General features: G+C 38.4%; 22 protein-coding genes. 17 read left to right on the top strand and 5 right to left on the bottom strand.

The features are described 5' to 3' along the window. Positions 1-78: 78 nt before the first annotated feature. From pdxA to AB8525_RS00800, 4 genes are read left to right on the top strand one after another with little or no spacing between them, the layout of a single operon-like run. Positions 79-1,056 carry a 4-hydroxythreonine-4-phosphate dehydrogenase PdxA gene (pdxA, locus tag AB8525_RS00815; protein ID WP_369151830.1) on the top strand — a complete coding sequence of 326 codons (978 nt, stop codon included), beginning with the start codon at positions 79-81 and terminating at the stop codon, positions 1,054-1,056. After that, a complete protein-coding gene (rsmA, locus tag AB8525_RS00810) occupies positions 1,046-1,813 on the top strand; it encodes a 16S rRNA (adenine(1518)-N(6)/adenine(1519)-N(6))-dimethyltransferase RsmA (protein ID WP_369178040.1) in 768 nt (255 codons plus the stop codon). Before pdxA ends, rsmA begins: the two co-directional genes overlap by 11 nt. Next, positions 1,803-2,174, top strand: coding sequence for a Co2+/Mg2+ efflux protein ApaG (apaG, locus tag AB8525_RS00805; protein WP_369178038.1), 372 nt, complete (start codon positions 1,803-1,805; stop codon positions 2,172-2,174). The genes rsmA and apaG overlap by 11 nt, the downstream gene beginning before the upstream one ends. After that, a complete protein-coding gene (locus AB8525_RS00800) occupies positions 2,171-2,968 on the top strand; it encodes a symmetrical bis(5'-nucleosyl)-tetraphosphatase (protein ID WP_369178036.1) in 798 nt (265 codons plus the stop codon). Before apaG ends, AB8525_RS00800 begins: the two co-directional genes overlap by 4 nt. Here AB8525_RS00800 and dapF read toward each other — a convergent pair. Next, entirely contained in the window at positions 2,965-3,795 is an 831-nt protein-coding gene (gene dapF, locus AB8525_RS00795) for a diaminopimelate epimerase (RefSeq protein ID WP_369178034.1), read from the bottom strand. The genes AB8525_RS00800 and dapF overlap by 4 nt on opposite strands. 63 nt (positions 3,796-3,858) lie before the next feature. On the opposite strand from dapF, the gene AB8525_RS00790 reads away from it, so the two are divergent. The 11 genes from AB8525_RS00790 to groL are packed head-to-tail and all read left to right on the top strand — an operon-like array spanning position 3,859 to position 14,030. Continuing rightward, positions 3,859-4,212, top strand: coding sequence for a gamma-butyrobetaine hydroxylase-like domain-containing protein (locus AB8525_RS00790; RefSeq protein ID WP_369178032.1), 354 nt, complete (start codon positions 3,859-3,861; stop codon positions 4,210-4,212). A 53-nt stretch (positions 4,213-4,265) separates the two neighbouring features. Beyond that, complete coding sequence (bamA, locus tag AB8525_RS00785; RefSeq protein ID WP_369178030.1) at positions 4,266-6,554, top strand: outer membrane protein assembly factor BamA; 2,289 nt, start codon at positions 4,266-4,268, stop codon at positions 6,552-6,554. A gap of 10 nt (positions 6,555-6,564) precedes the next feature. Next, positions 6,565-7,560 carry a UDP-3-O-(3-hydroxymyristoyl)glucosamine N-acyltransferase gene (lpxD, locus tag AB8525_RS00780; protein WP_369151818.1) on the top strand — a complete coding sequence of 332 codons (996 nt, stop codon included), beginning with the start codon at positions 6,565-6,567 and terminating at the stop codon, positions 7,558-7,560. Between the two features lie 2 nt (positions 7,561-7,562). Continuing rightward, positions 7,563-8,006 carry a 3-hydroxyacyl-ACP dehydratase FabZ gene (gene fabZ, locus AB8525_RS00775; protein WP_369178028.1) on the top strand — a complete coding sequence of 148 codons (444 nt, stop codon included), beginning with the start codon at positions 7,563-7,565 and terminating at the stop codon, positions 8,004-8,006. A gap of 13 nt (positions 8,007-8,019) precedes the next feature. Next, a complete protein-coding gene (gene lpxA, locus AB8525_RS00770; RefSeq protein WP_369151813.1) occupies positions 8,020-8,811 on the top strand; it encodes an acyl-ACP--UDP-N-acetylglucosamine O-acyltransferase in 792 nt (263 codons plus the stop codon). Between the two features lie 47 nt (positions 8,812-8,858). Further along, entirely contained in the window at positions 8,859-10,346 is a 1,488-nt protein-coding gene (gene murJ / locus AB8525_RS00765) for a murein biosynthesis integral membrane protein MurJ (RefSeq protein ID WP_369179067.1), read from the top strand. Next, positions 10,343-10,609 carry an oxidative damage protection protein gene (locus tag AB8525_RS00760; RefSeq protein ID WP_369178026.1) on the top strand — a complete coding sequence of 89 codons (267 nt, stop codon included), beginning with the start codon at positions 10,343-10,345 and terminating at the stop codon, positions 10,607-10,609. The genes murJ and AB8525_RS00760 overlap by 4 nt, the downstream gene beginning before the upstream one ends. A gap of 2 nt (positions 10,610-10,611) precedes the next feature. Continuing rightward, a complete protein-coding gene (gmk, locus tag AB8525_RS00755) occupies positions 10,612-11,220 on the top strand; it encodes a guanylate kinase (protein ID WP_369151808.1) in 609 nt (202 codons plus the stop codon). Between the two features lie 2 nt (positions 11,221-11,222). Beyond that, positions 11,223-12,062 (top strand): RNA polymerase sigma factor RpoH, encoded by an 840-nt coding sequence (rpoH, locus tag AB8525_RS00750; protein WP_369151806.1) that lies wholly within the window; start codon positions 11,223-11,225, stop codon positions 12,060-12,062. 28 nt (positions 12,063-12,090) lie between these two features. Beyond that, positions 12,091-12,378 carry a co-chaperone GroES gene (locus tag AB8525_RS00745; RefSeq protein WP_369178024.1) on the top strand — a complete coding sequence of 96 codons (288 nt, stop codon included), beginning with the start codon at positions 12,091-12,093 and terminating at the stop codon, positions 12,376-12,378. A gap of 11 nt (positions 12,379-12,389) precedes the next feature. Continuing rightward, complete coding sequence (groL, locus tag AB8525_RS00740; RefSeq protein WP_369178022.1) at positions 12,390-14,030, top strand: chaperonin GroEL; 1,641 nt, start codon at positions 12,390-12,392, stop codon at positions 14,028-14,030. A gap of 94 nt (positions 14,031-14,124) precedes the next feature. Here groL and AB8525_RS00735 read toward each other — a convergent pair whose 3' ends face one another. Together AB8525_RS00735 and AB8525_RS00730 are read right to left on the bottom strand one after the other, a co-directional pair. After that, positions 14,125-14,259, bottom strand: a complete 135-nt coding sequence (locus AB8525_RS00735; RefSeq protein WP_369178021.1) for a hypothetical protein — start codon at positions 14,257-14,259, stop codon at positions 14,125-14,127. Between the two features lie 60 nt (positions 14,260-14,319). Next, a complete protein-coding gene (locus tag AB8525_RS00730; protein ID WP_369178019.1) occupies positions 14,320-14,622 on the bottom strand; it encodes a transposase family protein in 303 nt (100 codons plus the stop codon). A 4-nt stretch (positions 14,623-14,626) separates the two neighbouring features. Here AB8525_RS00730 and AB8525_RS00725 point away from each other — a divergent pair, with 4 nt between their 5' ends. Beyond that, positions 14,627-14,779: a hypothetical protein gene (locus AB8525_RS00725; protein ID WP_369149986.1), complete on the top strand. Its 153-nt coding sequence runs from the start codon at positions 14,627-14,629 to the stop codon at positions 14,777-14,779. On the opposite strand, the gene AB8525_RS00720 is transcribed toward AB8525_RS00725, so the two are convergent. Both AB8525_RS00720 and AB8525_RS00715 read right to left on the bottom strand, forming a co-directional pair. Beyond that, positions 14,756-14,989, bottom strand: coding sequence for a transposase (locus AB8525_RS00720; protein WP_369179065.1), 234 nt, complete (start codon positions 14,987-14,989; stop codon positions 14,756-14,758). The two genes, AB8525_RS00725 and AB8525_RS00720, sit on opposite strands and share 24 nt — an antisense overlap. A 29-nt stretch (positions 14,990-15,018) precedes the next feature. After that, positions 15,019-15,216: a transposase gene (locus AB8525_RS00715; RefSeq protein WP_369178017.1), complete on the bottom strand. Its 198-nt coding sequence runs from the start codon at positions 15,214-15,216 to the stop codon at positions 15,019-15,021. On the opposite strand from AB8525_RS00715, the gene AB8525_RS00710 reads away from it, so the two are divergent. Next, the gene (locus tag AB8525_RS00710; RefSeq protein WP_369149986.1) at positions 15,205-15,357 is read left to right on the top strand and encodes a hypothetical protein; all 153 of its coding nucleotides are present in this window, start codon (positions 15,205-15,207) and stop codon (positions 15,355-15,357) included. The two genes, AB8525_RS00715 and AB8525_RS00710, sit on opposite strands and share 12 nt — an antisense overlap. Positions 15,358-15,393: the final 36 nt, after the last annotated feature.

The raw sequence follows: 15,393 nt of genomic DNA, 5'->3' as shown, positions 1-15,393 counted from the left end.
TACACTAATTAACCCATTTTAAACCTTTATAATAAGCAAAAAATTTTAACACATTATTAATTATTAAAAGACAGAACAATGCTTATATTTACCCCCGGTGAACCCGCTGGAATTGGTCCTGATTTGGCAGTGATGATTGCCCAAGAAAAAACTGCGCAGGATTTGTTGGTTTTTGCCGACCCCGATGTATTGCTTACACGTGCAAAAATACTCGGTTTAACACTGAAAATTAGTGAGACAGAAAGCACTTCACAGGATAAATCATTGTGTGTTTATCCTGTGAAAATAGCGGATGAAGTGGTGGCAGGGAAATTGAATAAAGATAATGCTGCTTATGTGTTAAAAACATTGGATTTAGCCACACAATATTGCCTTGATAAAAAAGCGCAGGCGTTGGTTACTGGACCTTTGCATAAAGGAGTTATCAACCAAGCCAATATTTACCAAGATAAAAATGGCAAGGGGTTTAGTGGGCATACTGAATATTTGGCGCAACGCGCTAATATCGATAAAACTGTGATGATGTTGGCAACTGAAGGATTGCGAGTGGCGTTGGCGACAACGCACATACCGTTAAGCCAAGTGTCAAAAAACATACAAACCGATTCTTTAACGCAAACTTTGCACATTATTCATTATTCTTTACAGGGTTACGGTTTGCAAAATCCAAAAATTGTGGTCTGTGGGCTAAATCCTCACGCAGGTGAAGATGGGTATTTGGGCAGAGAAGAAATTGAAATTATCAATCCGTTGATTAAAAAACTCAACACACAAGGGTTTAATCTTGTTGGTAGCGTACCTGCGGATACAGCTTTTACGCCTGATGCCTTGCGGGGGGTGGATTGTGTGTTGGCAATGTATCACGATCAAGGCCTGCCGGTATTAAAGACTTTAGGCTTTAAAAAATCGGTGAATGTTACTTTAGGTTTGCCGTTTATTCGCACTTCGGTGGATCACGGCACGGCACTTAATCTTGCGGGTACAGGGAATATTAGCATGGGCAGTTTGCACACAGCAATTGCTTACGCCAAGGATTTGATTAATCGTGGCAAATAAACACATAGCACGCAAGCGCTTTGGGCAAAATTTCTTAATTGATGAGACGGTTATTAGTCGTATTGTGTCGGTGATTGCACCAAAATTTGACGATAACTTGCTTGAAATTGGTCCCGGACAAGGGGCGATGACATTATTGTTATTAGAGTGTGTCAAGATATTAAATGTGATTGAAATTGACAGAGATTTGATTGATTTTCTAAAGGGTTTTAACAAAGATAATTTGGTTATTCACGAAGGCGATGCACTCAAATTTGATTTAAACACCTTGCCTACGCCAATTCGTGTGGTAGGCAATTTGCCTTATAATATCTCGTCGCCAATTCTTTTTCACTTGCTTGAAAACCGTGATAAAGTGGTAGATATGACTTTTATGTTGCAAAAAGAAGTAGTGGAAAGAATGGTAGCAGGTAATGGCTCAAAAATTTATGGGCGATTGAGCGTGATGATTCAGGCATTTTTTGAAGTGGAACTTATTTTTATTGTGCCTCCTGAATCATTTGAGCCTGCACCGAAAGTAGATTCTGCTATTGCCTATCTCAAACCTTTGCCAAAAACAGCAGTGAGGAATATGTCTATTTTTCAAAAAATAGTTAAAGTGTCTTTCGCACAACGCAGAAAAACGCTGAGAAATTGTTTAAAATCACACTTGACACAAGCACAAACTGCCATCGACCTGTCACAACGCGCTGAAATGCTTGCAGTACAGGATTTTATTACCTTAGCCAACGACTACGAGAACATTAATGAAAAATAAAATTGAAATTATTGTTAAAGTCGTGCCATTGCCACAGCACACCGCTCCTGCTGAACACAAATTTGCTTTTGCTTATACAATTACTATTATTAACAAAGGTAAAATTGGCGCACGACTGCTGGATAGGCACTGGATTATCCAAGATGAGATGGGACATATAGAAGAAGTTGAGGGTTTGGGCGTGATTGGAGAACAGCCCTATTTATTGCCAGGCGAAGCCTTTCAATACACATCAGGCTCGGTTATTCAAACTGCAACAGGTACAATGAAAGGTGAATACGGGATGATTAATGATGATGGTGAACATTTTGACGCACCCATTCCCGAATTTGTCCTCAGCGAACCTTACACCTTGCAATGAGTGACTACCTAATTGGCGATATTCAGGGATGTTTTGACGCTTTACAATTATTGCTCAAAAAAGCCAAATTCTCTACCGATAAAGACCGATTATTTTTCTTAGGTGATGTGGTTAATCGTGGCGCTCAATCTTTAGCAACTTTACGCTTTATTAAAGACTTGGGTGATAATGCCAAAATGCTATTAGGCAATCACGATTTTCATCTGTTGGCCTGTGCATTTGACAGTAGAACACCGAGCAATAAAGACACTTTTAATGATATTTTGGATGCAAAAGATTCGGCAAAATTGGTTGATTTTTTACGCCAACAACCCTTAGTAATTGAACATCAAAACACCCTATTAGTGCACGCAGGCATTCCACCGATTTGGGACAAATCTACCCTGCTAACGCAAACAGCCACAGTTGAAAAACATTTACAGGGCAATCAAACGGGGATATTTATTGACGATATGTATGATAATCAACCATATACTTGGACAGACGATTTAAGCGAAATGGATGCCTGTCGATATACGATTAATGCCTGTATGCGAATGCGTTTCTGTCAAGCCGATGGCACACTAGAATTTAAAGAAAAAATGGGTATTGAAACTGCACCAAAGGGCTTTAAAGCGTGGTTTTTGCATAAAAACAGATTGCTGGAAAAAACCGACATATTTTTTGGACACTGGTCAACGCTAGCAGACATTACTCAACCCCATATTTATCCAATGGATAAAGGTTGCGCTTGGGGTGGGGCTTTGAGTATGATTCGACTTGAAGATAAGCAAGTATTTTTAGTTGATTGTTAAATCTCTATTTCTCCTTCAAATACAAATTCAGCCTCTCCCGACAAAAACACATGCTCATTTGCAGTGTATTCCACGAGTACATTGCTATTGGTATGCTCAAAATTAACATTGACTTGGGAATCTAATAATCCTAATGTAATACCGTAAATAACGGCCGCACACGCGCCTGAACCACAAGATAATGTTTCACCTACGCCGCGCTCATAAACGCGCAACTGTATTTGACCTCTATCATCTATTTGCATAAAGCCAACATTGATGCCTTGTGGAAAAAATCCACTATCTTGAATTTCCATTGCAATATCTCTAATATTAATGTTCCGAATATCATCTTTAACCATTACATAATGTGGATTGCCTACTGATAACACACAACCTGGGTATTTCTCCCTTAAAATTCTATACCTTTCTCTGAATTCATTTACTGGAATTATCTGATCTTCTTCATATCTCAAATCTGGAACACCCATATCCACTTTAACCGTGTCATCTTCATTAATTAATAAAGACATATCTGTGTTTTGAGTTTCAACTGCAATCGGATTCTTGCTTGTTAATCCTTTTTTACCAACAAAACGCGCAAAACATCGTGCACCATTGCCACATTGCTCCACTTCTGAGCCATCAGCATTAAAAATGCGATATTTAAAATCCATTTCATCTTTAATTGCTTTTTCAACTAACAATAACTGATCAAACCCTACCCCGAAATGCCTATCTGAAAGCTCACCAATAGGTATTTCAGACAATGATATGGTTTGATTAATTGCATCAATAACCATAAAGTCATTGCCTAAGCCATGCATTTTTGTAAAATTAATTTTCATGTGGTTATTTTATCTGTTTGTGCGTTAAAATATTGCTCATTATTAATTCCCACGGAAAATCTTATGAAAGCACCCAGTAATATTACCCTAAATAAAGAAAAAACCCTGTTAACCGTTACCTTTGATGATAAAGAGTATCCATTAACAACGGAATATTTACGCACTCATTCTCCTTCTGCCGAGGTAGTTGGACATGGACCAAGACAAGAAACTTTGCAAATTGGTAAAGAAAATGTCACTATTACTCGTATTGAGCCAACAGGAAATTATGCAATTATTTTATTTTTTAGCGATGGTCACGATAGTGGTATTTATTCTTGGGAACACCTTTATAACCTTGCTACAGAATACGATATTCGCTGGCAAAATTACTTAACACGCCTTAAAGACGCAGGGCATTCTCACTCGCAACACTAATTAGTGTCAAATCTTGTATAATTATCGGCTTTATTCATTATTAATTTTCATCTATGAAAAAAAACATTCTTAAAGCAGCGTTAGCCATTGGCTTATTAAATACTTCACTCACTTTCGCAGCACCAATTAAAAATATTAAAATTCTAGGGCTTGACGCTATTTCAAGAGGCACAGTGCTCAGTTATTTACCAGTTGAAGTAGGTGATGATTATAGTGCACAAACTTCAAGGGAGATTATTCAAACGCTTTATAAGACACAGTTTTTTAAAGATATTGAAGTGGTGCAAATTGATAAAACTTTAAAAATTACTTTAGTAGAGAATCCACACATTAAATATATAGATTTCCTTAATAATTCAGAAAAAGTAATTACCAAAGACTCCATTAAGCAAGTTCTATCTGGTATGAACTTAACCCAAGGAAAGACTTTTAACAAAAGGCAACTAGATAAATTGATTGAGCAACTTAAGGCGACCTATATTAGCAAGGGTTATTACAGTATTGAAATTAGCAAAAAAGTTGAAATTGACAGTAACAATAGAGTGGGTATTGAATTAAATATCTCTGAAGGCGAAGTGGCACTCATTAAATCAATACACATCAATGGCAATAAAACGCAAGAAGAAGAAGATTTGCTAGATTTATTTGAAATTGGTGAGCCAGACTGGTTGCTTTTAAATTATTTTACTAAAAAAGATCACTATTCTAAATTATCTCTTGACGCAGGTCTTGAAACACTGAAATCCTATTATATTAATTTGGGCTATCTAGATTTTAAAGTAACCAAGGTTAAAAATAAATTGTCTGATGATAAAAAGAGTATTGATATCAGTATTCAGATAAATGAAGGCGCTAAATACAAAATTGGTAAGATTGAATTTACTGGTGATTTACTCGACAAAACCACTAAAGATTTATCAAAATTACTTGAAATCAACACTGGTGATTTATTTAAACGGCAGAAAATTATTTTTGGCATGAAAGCAATTACTAATGTTTACACTAACCAAGGTTACGCCTTTGCCAAAGTTGATGCACTTACTTCTGAAAATAGAGTTGCAAATAATGTTGATTTAAAATTTAAGATTACACTAAACAGAAAAGTCTATGTTAATCGTATCACCATTACTGGCAATACTAGGACGCAAGACGAAGTAATTCGAAGAGAAATTAGCATTCAAGAAGGTGAGTTGTATTCAGATGAAAAATTAGAAGCCTCGATTACCAAAATCAAGCAACTGGGTTTTTTCTCTGATGTAAAAATGAATATATCTAAACCAAATGGTTTTAAAGATAAAATTAATTTAAATTTTCTCGTAGATGAGACTAAAACGGGAAATCTTTCTATTGGAATGTCTCATTCTAATAGCTCTGGTACTGCCTTTAATATTGGCGTACGAGAGAAAAACTTTTTAGGTACTGGTAATACACTAAACGCAAAAATATTACAATCTAGCGCAGTAAAAGAAATGAGTTTTTATTTTTCAGATCCTTACTTCACCAAAGATAAGCACAGTATTAGTTATGGTGTATTTAACAAAAAAACTGACGGTGCAAAACTTGATGTTGCCTCATATAAGATTAACGAAACGGGGGGTAGCATAGGCTATGGTATTCCAATTACTAAAGATACGCGCATCGGCGCAGATTTAAAGCTCTCCACTAGAAAAGTTACTTGTGGCGACACCTTTAAAACTGCTGCTTATGAGCAAGTTCAATGCGCCAGTAATGACAAAACTGAAGTTAAATTAAGTCTTGACTGGAGTGGTAATACACTTAATGATTATAACTTCCCAACCAAAGGCAGCAGTAAAAGCCTTACTGCTAGCATAGCACTGCCAGTAGCTGATTTCAAATACTATAAACTCAATGCCTCAACCAGAGATTACACTCCTTTTGCTAAAGGTTTAACCTTTAAAACAAATGCAAAAATAAGTTTGGCACAAGGCTACGGCAATAAAGAATTACCATTCTTTGAGCGTTATTATGGCGGTGGTAGTTCCTCTGTGCGTGGTTTTGACTTCAACTCCCTTGGCGAAACATATGACAATAACAAGGCCAAAGGTGGTGAATTATCTATATTGACAGGCATGTCCATTATTTCACCACTTACCTTTGTAAAAGACAGTAAAAATATGCGTATAAGTGCATTTATTGACGCAGGCGCTATTAGTAAAACAATCTCTGGATTTGATGGAAAAGATTTTCGTGCTTCTACTGGGGTGGCGTTCACTTGGTTGACCCCTATCGGTCCATTAGGCATGTATGCGGCTAAACCCTTTGTAAAGAAAACAGACGACAAAACCAAAACCTTTGAATTTACAATTGGCACAAGCTTCTAACCTCTAGGCAATGCACATACTGGGGGATATTGCTACTTTTATAGATGCTGAAATCATTGGTGATGCATCTTTGGAAATCAACAGCCTTGCTACCAGCTCTAACGCCCAAAAAGACCAACTAACTTATGTTGTAAGTAGCAAATACAAAGCTGATTTAATCGCTTCAAAAGCAGGCGCTGTCATTGTTCCTAAAGATTTACTCAGCGACTGCCCTACTAATGCCCTTGTGGTTGATAATGTCTATTTAGCCTTTGCTAAAGCCACACATTATTTTAAACAACAAAATATCCATCTTAATGGCATTCATCCGAGTTCTGTCATTAACAGCGAGAATGTTGCTGACAACTGCACCATTGGCGAAAATGTGGTAATTGGCAAAAATTGCATTATCGGTGTCAATACAGTAATTGAGCAAGGTGTTACTATTGGCAATAACGCTAATATTCAGCCGAATGTAACCATCCTGCAAGGCACAACCATTGGCGATAATGTTATTATTTCCGCAGGGGTAGTAATTGGTTCAGAAGGTTTTGGCAACGCATTAGATGCAGACAAGCATTGGCATAATATCGCACATTTGGGCAATGTAGTGATTGGTAGTAATGTGAATATTGGTGCCAATACCACGATTGACAGAGGCACTTTGGAAGACACGCAGATTCAAAATGGTGTTCACCTTGATAATTTAGTACATATTGCCCATAATGTCACACTTGGTGAACACACAGCGATTGCCGCAGGGGTTACCATTGGTGGTAGTGCTGTTTTAGGTAAACACTGTCAAGTAGGTGGCGGTGCAGTGATTGCCAGCCATATGCACCTTGAAAATGACACGATAATTACAGGTTCAAGCACGGTGGACAAGAGCCTAAGTACAGGGCATTACACTGGTTTTACTTCTATTTCTCTACACTCAGATTGGAAAAGAGTGCAAATGTGGTTGTCAAAACTTGATAAAATTGCGAGATATTTAAATATTAAATTAAAGAATCTAAAAGGAAAATAATCATGGAAATGAATATTCAAGATGTAAAAAACTACCTACCTCACCGCTACCCTTTCTTATTAATTGATAGAGTATTAGAGCTAGAAATTGGGAAGTCAATTGTTGCCCTTAAAAATGTAACTTATAATGAGCCACAATTCACTGGCCATTTCCCTGCACAACCTATTATGCCAGGTGTTTTGATTATTGAAGCCTTGGCACAAGCAACAGGCATCTTGGCATTTAAATCCGAAGTGGGTAAGCCGATTGATGGGCAAATTTATATGCTGGTCGGAGTTGATAAGGTGCGTTTTAAGCGTATGGTTGAGCCGGGTGATCAATTACGCTTAGAGGTGGAAGTAATGGCAGTTAAACGCGGTATCTGGAAGTTTAAGTGTGTTGCCAAGGTGGATGATAAAGTTGTTACCTCTGCTGAGTTGATGTGCACACAGAAAGCAGCAAACTAAAGGGGTCATAACTATGGCAATACATCCAAGTGCTGTTGTTGATGAGACTGCAAAAATCCATAAAGATGCTGAAATATGTGCTTATGTTATCATTGGTGCTAATGTAGAAATTGGCTCAGGTACAATTGTTGAATCTCACGCTGTTATTCAAGGTCCTACTAAAATTGGCAAAAATAATCATATTTATTCATTCGCCTCAATTGGTGGCGATCCACAGGACATTACTTATGAAGTTGAGCAAGAATCTAATTTAATTATTGGCAATGACAATTTAATTCGTGAATTCTGCACCATCAACCGTGGCACAGAAAAACAAGAATCTATTACCCGTGTTGGCTCTAAAAATATGCTGATGGCATATGTGCATATTGCCCATGACTGCCATATTGGCGACCATATTATTATGTCAAACAATGCTTCATTAGCAGGTCATGTGCGTATTCAAGATTGGGCAATTTTAGGCGGTTTTACACTGGTAAAACAATATTGTATGATTGGTATGCACACTTATGTGGGTATGGGCTGTCAGGTAAATAAAGATATCCCTTCTTATATGTTGGCCTCGGGCGTGCAAACTCGAGTTCGCAGTATCAATGCAGAAGGTATGCGTCGTCGTGGCTTTACTCCAAATGCGATTGCCGCTATTAAACGCGCTTTTAAAGTAGTTTATCGGGGCTCTGGCTTGCTTGACCAATCTTTAAAGGAGTTAAAGGAAACAGAATCTGACCATATTGAAGTAATGCAATTCGTCAAATGTATCCGCAGTTCAAAAGCGGGCATTATGCGTGGCCCTAACGAGGAATAGTGTCAGCAGATAAATCCTTCTTACGCTCAAGTAGTGTAGTTACTACAATGACTTTCTTGTCGCGTATTTTAGGCTTGGTGCGTGATTATTTTGTTGCTCGGTATTTTGGTGCTAATGGCTTAACAGACGCATTTTTAGTGGCTTTTAGAATTCCTAACTTCCTCAGACGCTTATTTGGTGAAGGGGCTTTTTCACAAGCATTTGTGCCTATTCTTGCCGAGGCTAAAGCCAATCATAACGAAGTAGAAGTGCAAAATGTAATCAATCACATTGGCACTAAATTCCTAAAAGTGCTGGTTATTCTTACGCTGATTGCTGTCATTATCGCCCCTGTCATTATTTTTATGTTTGCCTGGGGCTTTTACTTTGATGCCGACCCGACTAAATTTAACTTAGCATCAAACATGCTCAGAGTTACCTTTCCTTACTTACTGTTAATTTCTCTAACTGCTTTTTCAGGTAGTATTCTCAATACCTACGACCGGTTCGCCGTGCCCGCCTTCACCCCTGTTTTATTAAATATCTCGATGATTTTATCCGCAGTTTATTTGTCAAAACACTTGGAAACCCCAATTATGGCACTTGCTTGGGGCGTGTTGATTGGTGGCATAGTACAGCTGTTATTTCAAATCCCTTTCTTGCTTAAACTCAAAAAAATGCCTCGCTTAGTCAAAGGCGAACACGAAGCCGTAAAAACCTTAAAAAATAGAATGCTACCCGCCCTATTCGGCGTCTCAGTTTCTCAAATCAACCTATTAATTGACACAATGATTGCCACGGTATTGGTAAGTGGCAGCGTTACTTGGTTATATTATTCAGACAGATTATTAGAGTTACCTTTGGCATTGATTGGTATCGCCTTGGCAACAGTGGCATTAGCCAAACTCAGCAATCACTATGCCAATCAAGATGAACAAAAATTCACTCAAACCATTGATTACGCTCTTAAAATCGGACTGATACTCGGAGCACCTGCGTGTGCGGGATTGGTATTATTAGCAGAGCCTTTGTTGATTACTTTGTTTCAATACGATGCATTTACCCCTTATGCAGCACAGCAATCTTCTCTCAGTTTGATGGCGTATGCTGCAGGATTGATGGCATTTATCATGGTTAAAATCTTGGCCCCTGCTTTTCTGGCTCGGGGTGATACCAAAACGCCAGTTAAAGTCGGTGTAATTGCCATGGTATCCAATGTCTTTTTAAATATTTTTTTCGCTTATCACTATGCCCATATAGGGTTAGCCATTGCCACTTCACTGTCCGCATTGATTAATGCAGTATTGCTTTATTATTATTTAAGAAAAGACGATATTTTCTGCTTTTCTACCGATTTTATACAAATGGCATTTAAAGTGTTATTGTCAACGATTATAATGATTACCTATATATTGAATTTCGATCAAACGCCTAGCGATTATCTAAACAACGATGTGTGGTATAGAGTATTGTCGATTGGCACTGTTATTGGTGGCTCGGCACTGACTTACTTTGCCAGTCTTTGGATACTTGAGGTTAAAATAGGAAAATTATGAATACAGTAAATTGTGTAAAAATGAACGCAGAATTAGAAGCCCTAGACCGTGCCCCCTACCCAGGGGAATTAGGTCGGCGTATTTTAGCAAATGTGTCTAAACAAGGTTGGCAAGCGTGGTTAGACCACCAAACGATGCTGATTAACGAAAACAACCTGAATATGCTTGATGAAAAAGCACAAGCTTATTTAAAAGAGCAAATGGAAAAGTACTTTTTCTCTGAAGAAGGTGCTGATGACATCGCTGGTTATAAGGCGCAATAATTATGGCTAATTTATTCGTTATTGCCGCCCCATCGGGCTGCGGAAAAACTTCTTTAGTTAAGCAATTAGTAGCGGACACAGTTGATTTATGTGTATCTGTATCACATACCACGCGTGATGCCCGTGCTGGCGAAGTGCATGGGAAAAACTATTTCTTTGTTTCTAAACAAGAATTTGACCAAATCAAGCAAGACAATGGTTTTATTGAATCTGCACAAGTATTTGATAACCATTATGGCAGTGCCAAAAAAACAGTTAAAGACCTGTTGGCAAGCGGGCAAGATGTGATTTTAGAGATTGATTGGCAAGGTGCTAGACAAGTGGAAAAGAGTTTCCCAGATATTATCAGTATTTTTATCATTCCGCCCTCTATCGAAGCACTCAGAGCGCGTTTAACAGATAGAGGGCAGGACGATTCGTCTATCATTGACCGTAGAATGCGTGACGCTGTAAGTGAAACACGGCATTATGATGAGTTTGATTATTTGGTGGTTAATGACGATTTTGATACGGCTTTGCAGGACATTTCTACCATCATTCACTCGCAAAGATTTAGCATTGAGCAACAGTCTAGCAGGCATCAAGCACTGCTTGAAACCTTGATTAAATAACAATGAGTCAAAAGCCAACAACCCCTGTTATTCAAACATCTAAAGACCTTAGTTTTCAGAAGTACCCACCGATTTTATCAGCAGAAGAAGAGCACGAGTTGGCAGTGGATTTATTTGAAAATCATAATCTAGAAGCGGCAAGAAAGTTGGTGCTCTCACATATGCGTTTTGTAGCGTTTATTGCACACGGTTACAAGGGGTATGGATTGGAAAAAGCGGACTTAATTCAGGAAGGCACTATCGGGTTAATGAAGGCGGTTAAAAAGTTTAATCCCAATAAAAATGTGCGTCTTGCATCGTATGCAGTGTATTGGATTCGGGCTGAAATTCACGAGTTTATTTTCAAAAATTGGAAAATTGTAAAAGTAGCAACCACCAAAGAACAACGCAAATTGTTCTTTAAACTGAAAAAAGCCAAGGCTAATATTTACACTTCTTTAAATGCCGAACAAGCAAAAGAAATCGCTGATGACTTGGGTGTACGCCCAAAAGATGTGTTGGATATGGAGTCGCGTTTACAGTTTAATGATGTCGCATTTGAGATTTTAGATGAAGAAGGCAGCACGGCACCCGCACATTATTTAACCGATAAAAATACCAAAACACCTGAGCAATTAGCCCTGAATGATGACACACAAAAGCACCAACAGCAACAACTTTACACGGCATTGTCGTCTTTAGATGAAAGAAGTTTGGATATTTTGCAGTCAAGGTACTTGAAAGAAGAAAAAACGACCCTATATACATTAGCGGAGAAGTATGGTGTCTCTGCTGAACGCATTAGACAGCTTGAAAATAAAGCCATGCAAAAGCTAAAAGGCACCATAGGAACACAAATTTAAAATTATTTATTTAAAATAGGAGAAAAAAATGAATATTCGCCCCCTTCACGACCGCGTGGTCGTCCGTAGATCAGAAGAAGAGCAAACGACAGCTAGCGGCTTAATTATCCCTGGTTCAGCCAGTGAGAAGCCATCAGAAGGCATTGTAGTCGCTGTTGGTAAAGGTAAAAAAACAGATAACGGCGATATAATTGCCTTAGATGTTAAAGTTAAAGATAAGGTTTTATTTGGTCAGTTTGCTGGCACAGAAATCACCGTAGAGGGTGAAACCCTATTGGTAATGAGCGAAAGCGACATTGTTGCCGTTGTTGAATAAAGGAGAATAAGATGAGTGCAAAAGATATAGAATTTGGAATTGACGCAAGAAATTTAATGCTGAATGGCGTTAATATTTTAGCTAACGCAGTAAAAGTAACCCTTGGCCCTAAAGGCCGTAATGTAGTTTTAGACCGTTCATTTGGTGCACCCACCATCACGAAAGACGGTGTTTCTGTGGCTCAAGAAATTGAGCTTGAAAACAAGTTTGAAAATATGGGTGCACAAATGGTGAAAGAAGTCGCTTCTAAAACCAATGACATCGCTGGTGATGGTACGACGACTGCGACTGTGCTTGCACAGGCTTTGGTTAGCGAAGGTGTTAAAGCCGTTTCTGCAGGTATGAACCCGATGGATCTAAAGCGTGGTATTGATAAAGCCACAAAAACAGCAGTTAAAGCGTTACGCGACCTATCACAACCTTGCAATGACACAAAATCAATTGCACAAGTTGGTACAATTTCTGCCAACTCTGACACATCTGTTGGTAATATTATTGCAGAAGCAATGGAAAAAGTTGGTAAAGAAGGCGTGATTACCGTCGAAGAAGGCTCAGGTCTTGACGATGAATTAGATGTAGTTGAAGGCATGCAGTTTGAGCGTGGTTATTTATCGCCTTATTTTGTTAATAATCAAGACAATATGAGTGCAGATTTGGATACGCCATTAATTTTATTGAATGAGTCAAAAATCTCAAACATTCGTGATTTATTACCTGCATTAGAAATCGTGCAAAAATCGGGTCGTCCGTTATTGGTGATTGCCGAAGACATTGAAGGCGAAGCTTTGGCTACTTTGGTAGTGAACAATATGCGTGGTATCGTTAAAGTGGTTGCCGTTAAATCCCCTGGATTTGGAGACCGTCGTAAGGCAATTTTGCAAGACCTTGCGGTATTAACAGGTGGTGTGGTGATTTCAGAAGAAATTGGCTTATCGCTGGAAACTATCACTGAAGACCAATTAGGTTCTGCAAAACGCATTGAAGTTGGCAAAGACAAAACCATTGTTGTTGATGGTGCAGGCACAAAAGATGCTATCAATGGTCGTGTTAAGCAAATTAAAGCACAATTAGAAAAAACAACTTCTGAATATGACCAAGAAAAATTATCAGAGCGATTGGCTAAATTATCAGGCGGTGTTGCGGTGATTAAAGTCGGCGCTGCCACTGAAGTTGCAATGAAAGAAAAGAAAGCCCGTGTTGATGATGCATTGCATGCAACCCGTGCCGCTGTGCAAGAAGGTGTCGTTCCGGGTGGTGGTGTTGCCTTGGTTCGTGCGATTAAATCGTTGGACAAACTCAAAGGCGACAACCACGACCAAGATATCGGTATTGACATCACTAAACGCGCGATGGAAGCACCGCTTAGGCAAATCGTTTCCAATGGTGGTGGAGAGCCGTCCGTTGTGCTTAATGAAGTAGTCAATAGCAAAGGTAATCATGGTTACAATGCTGGTACTGACGAATATGGTGATATGTTAAAAATGGGCATCCTCGACCCAACCAAAGTAACCCGTGCTGCTCTACAGCATGCAGCGAGTATCTCTGGTTTGATGATTACCACTGAAGCAATGATTACCGATACACCGCAAGATGCTCCAGCGATGGCTGGTGGTGATGCAGGTGGTATGGGTGGTATGCCAGGCATGATGTAAAATAAATTTTTTACCTCAAAAAAAACCCCGTTTAAACGGGGTTTTTTTATATTTAATTTATTTGAGACCTTTGCATAATTCATAATTTATTGCTTTAATCCCAACTTTTGTAATTTTTCAAAAAAGATTTTTCAAAATTATTCTCACTTTCTTCAAAAACCCAAAAACAAGGCTGATTGTTTGCATTTCTTGGCGATTTCCCGCCTATTTTTACCTTTATTCCAACCATTAGACGCAACAATCCTGCAGTTCTCGCATCTGTTTAAAAATATTCATCCCTGTTTTAAGATTATGACTCATGGCAATCAGTTGTGCTCGGGTCTTGTTTCTCTAATCCAAGGTATCTTGCCTTGCCTAAGCCGTGATGAAGTTTGAGCAACCCAAAGGTTCGATCAACAATGTAGCGAACAGATGAGCGTTGTCTGTTGTCTTGTTTTTGTTTGTTTGTGAGTGGTGTGTTTCTGTAGGCTCGATGCAAGACTTTATTGTTTTGTTTGCCCAACTTTTTGTCATTTCTTTTGTTGGCGTAAGCGCTATCAGCAAAGACTTGCCCGCAGGTTTTGGTTTTGCTAACACCAAGAGACCTTTGCATAAATATGAATAATCATCAAAACGCCATCTTTCATCAAATTACAAACTTTTTAAAAACACCCTTAGCCCTGCTAGGAGTGGATTTAAAAAATTTCCAATTTAATAAAATCTGTCATTTTGCTAATCATCCCTATTTATGCAAAGGTCTCATCAAGTAGTTTGTCAAATTCTTGTGAGTCATGCACATTGCCAGAGATAAACGTCATTTTTTTAACAAAGCCATCCTCATCAGTATTTGCATGCATCTTAAAGCCATAGGTGGTTTTGCGTTTGCCATCAGCGGCAGTTTTGACATTGTAAGCGGCTTCAGGGTCTTGGGTGTTGTTGCCGTGTTTTCCCTTGCGTTTTCTTGATTGTTTGGCTTCTATGACAGTAGCGTCAATGATGTTGATTGAGCCTAGCGAGACAATGATTGATTTTGCTCTAAGTGATTGTTGATTTGCTCTAGTAATGGCTCTAACAGTTTCTCAGTATTGAGTAATTGCCTAAAACGCCAAATGCTGGAATGGTCTGGCACATTCTCAGATAGAGACAAATCAATAAACCTTCTAAACATTAAATCTCTAGAGACCTTTGCATAAATATGAATAATCATCAAAACGCCATCTTTCATCAAATTACAAACTTTTTAAAAACACCCTTAGCCCTGCTAGGAGTGGATTTAAAAAATTTCCAATTTAATAAAATCTGTCATTTTGCTAATCATCCCTATTTATGCAAAGGTCTCATAAAGTAAGACACCCATAAAAACAAAAACCCGCCTTATTAAAGC

This window comes from Candidatus Thiodubiliella endoseptemdiera, assembly GCF_964212635.1.
Lineage (GTDB): Bacteria > Pseudomonadota > Gammaproteobacteria > PS1 > Pseudothioglobaceae > Thiodubiliella > Thiodubiliella endoseptemdiera.
This window is presented reverse-complemented; position numbering and strand designations above follow the sequence as displayed.

Coding starts and splice junctions, on each gene's coding strand:
- groL (WP_369178022.1), top strand. CDS start 12,390: ATGAGTGCAAAAGATATAGAATTTGGAATTGACGCAAGAAATTTAATG.
- dapF (WP_369178034.1), bottom strand. CDS start 3,795: ATGAAAATTAATTTTACAAAAATGCATGGCTTAGGCAATGACTTTATG.
- AB8525_RS00710 (WP_369149986.1), top strand. CDS start 15,205: ATGAATAATCATCAAAACGCCATCTTTCATCAAATTACAAACTTTTTA.
- pdxA (WP_369151830.1), top strand. CDS start 79: ATGCTTATATTTACCCCCGGTGAACCCGCTGGAATTGGTCCTGATTTG.
- AB8525_RS00760 (WP_369178026.1), top strand. CDS start 10,343: ATGAATACAGTAAATTGTGTAAAAATGAACGCAGAATTAGAAGCCCTA.
- rpoH (WP_369151806.1), top strand. CDS start 11,223: ATGAGTCAAAAGCCAACAACCCCTGTTATTCAAACATCTAAAGACCTT.
- AB8525_RS00735 (WP_369178021.1), bottom strand. CDS start 14,259: ATGGTTGGAATAAAGGTAAAAATAGGCGGGAAATCGCCAAGAAATGCA.
- AB8525_RS00730 (WP_369178019.1), bottom strand. CDS start 14,622: ATGCAAAGGTCTCTTGGTGTTAGCAAAACCAAAACCTGCGGGCAAGTC.
- apaG (WP_369178038.1), top strand. CDS start 1,803: ATGAAAAATAAAATTGAAATTATTGTTAAAGTCGTGCCATTGCCACAG.
- AB8525_RS00790 (WP_369178032.1), top strand. CDS start 3,859: ATGAAAGCACCCAGTAATATTACCCTAAATAAAGAAAAAACCCTGTTA.
- fabZ (WP_369178028.1), top strand. CDS start 7,563: ATGGAAATGAATATTCAAGATGTAAAAAACTACCTACCTCACCGCTAC.
- AB8525_RS00745 (WP_369178024.1), top strand. CDS start 12,091: ATGAATATTCGCCCCCTTCACGACCGCGTGGTCGTCCGTAGATCAGAA.
- AB8525_RS00725 (WP_369149986.1), top strand. CDS start 14,627: ATGAATAATCATCAAAACGCCATCTTTCATCAAATTACAAACTTTTTA.
- lpxA (WP_369151813.1), top strand. CDS start 8,020: ATGGCAATACATCCAAGTGCTGTTGTTGATGAGACTGCAAAAATCCAT.
- bamA (WP_369178030.1), top strand. CDS start 4,266: ATGAAAAAAAACATTCTTAAAGCAGCGTTAGCCATTGGCTTATTAAAT.
- AB8525_RS00715 (WP_369178017.1), bottom strand. CDS start 15,216: ATGATTATTCATATTTATGCAAAGGTCTCTAGAGATTTAATGTTTAGA.
- murJ (WP_369179067.1), top strand. CDS start 8,859: ATGACTTTCTTGTCGCGTATTTTAGGCTTGGTGCGTGATTATTTTGTT.
- lpxD (WP_369151818.1), top strand. CDS start 6,565: ATGCACATACTGGGGGATATTGCTACTTTTATAGATGCTGAAATCATT.
- gmk (WP_369151808.1), top strand. CDS start 10,612: ATGGCTAATTTATTCGTTATTGCCGCCCCATCGGGCTGCGGAAAAACT.
- AB8525_RS00800 (WP_369178036.1), top strand. CDS start 2,171: ATGAGTGACTACCTAATTGGCGATATTCAGGGATGTTTTGACGCTTTA.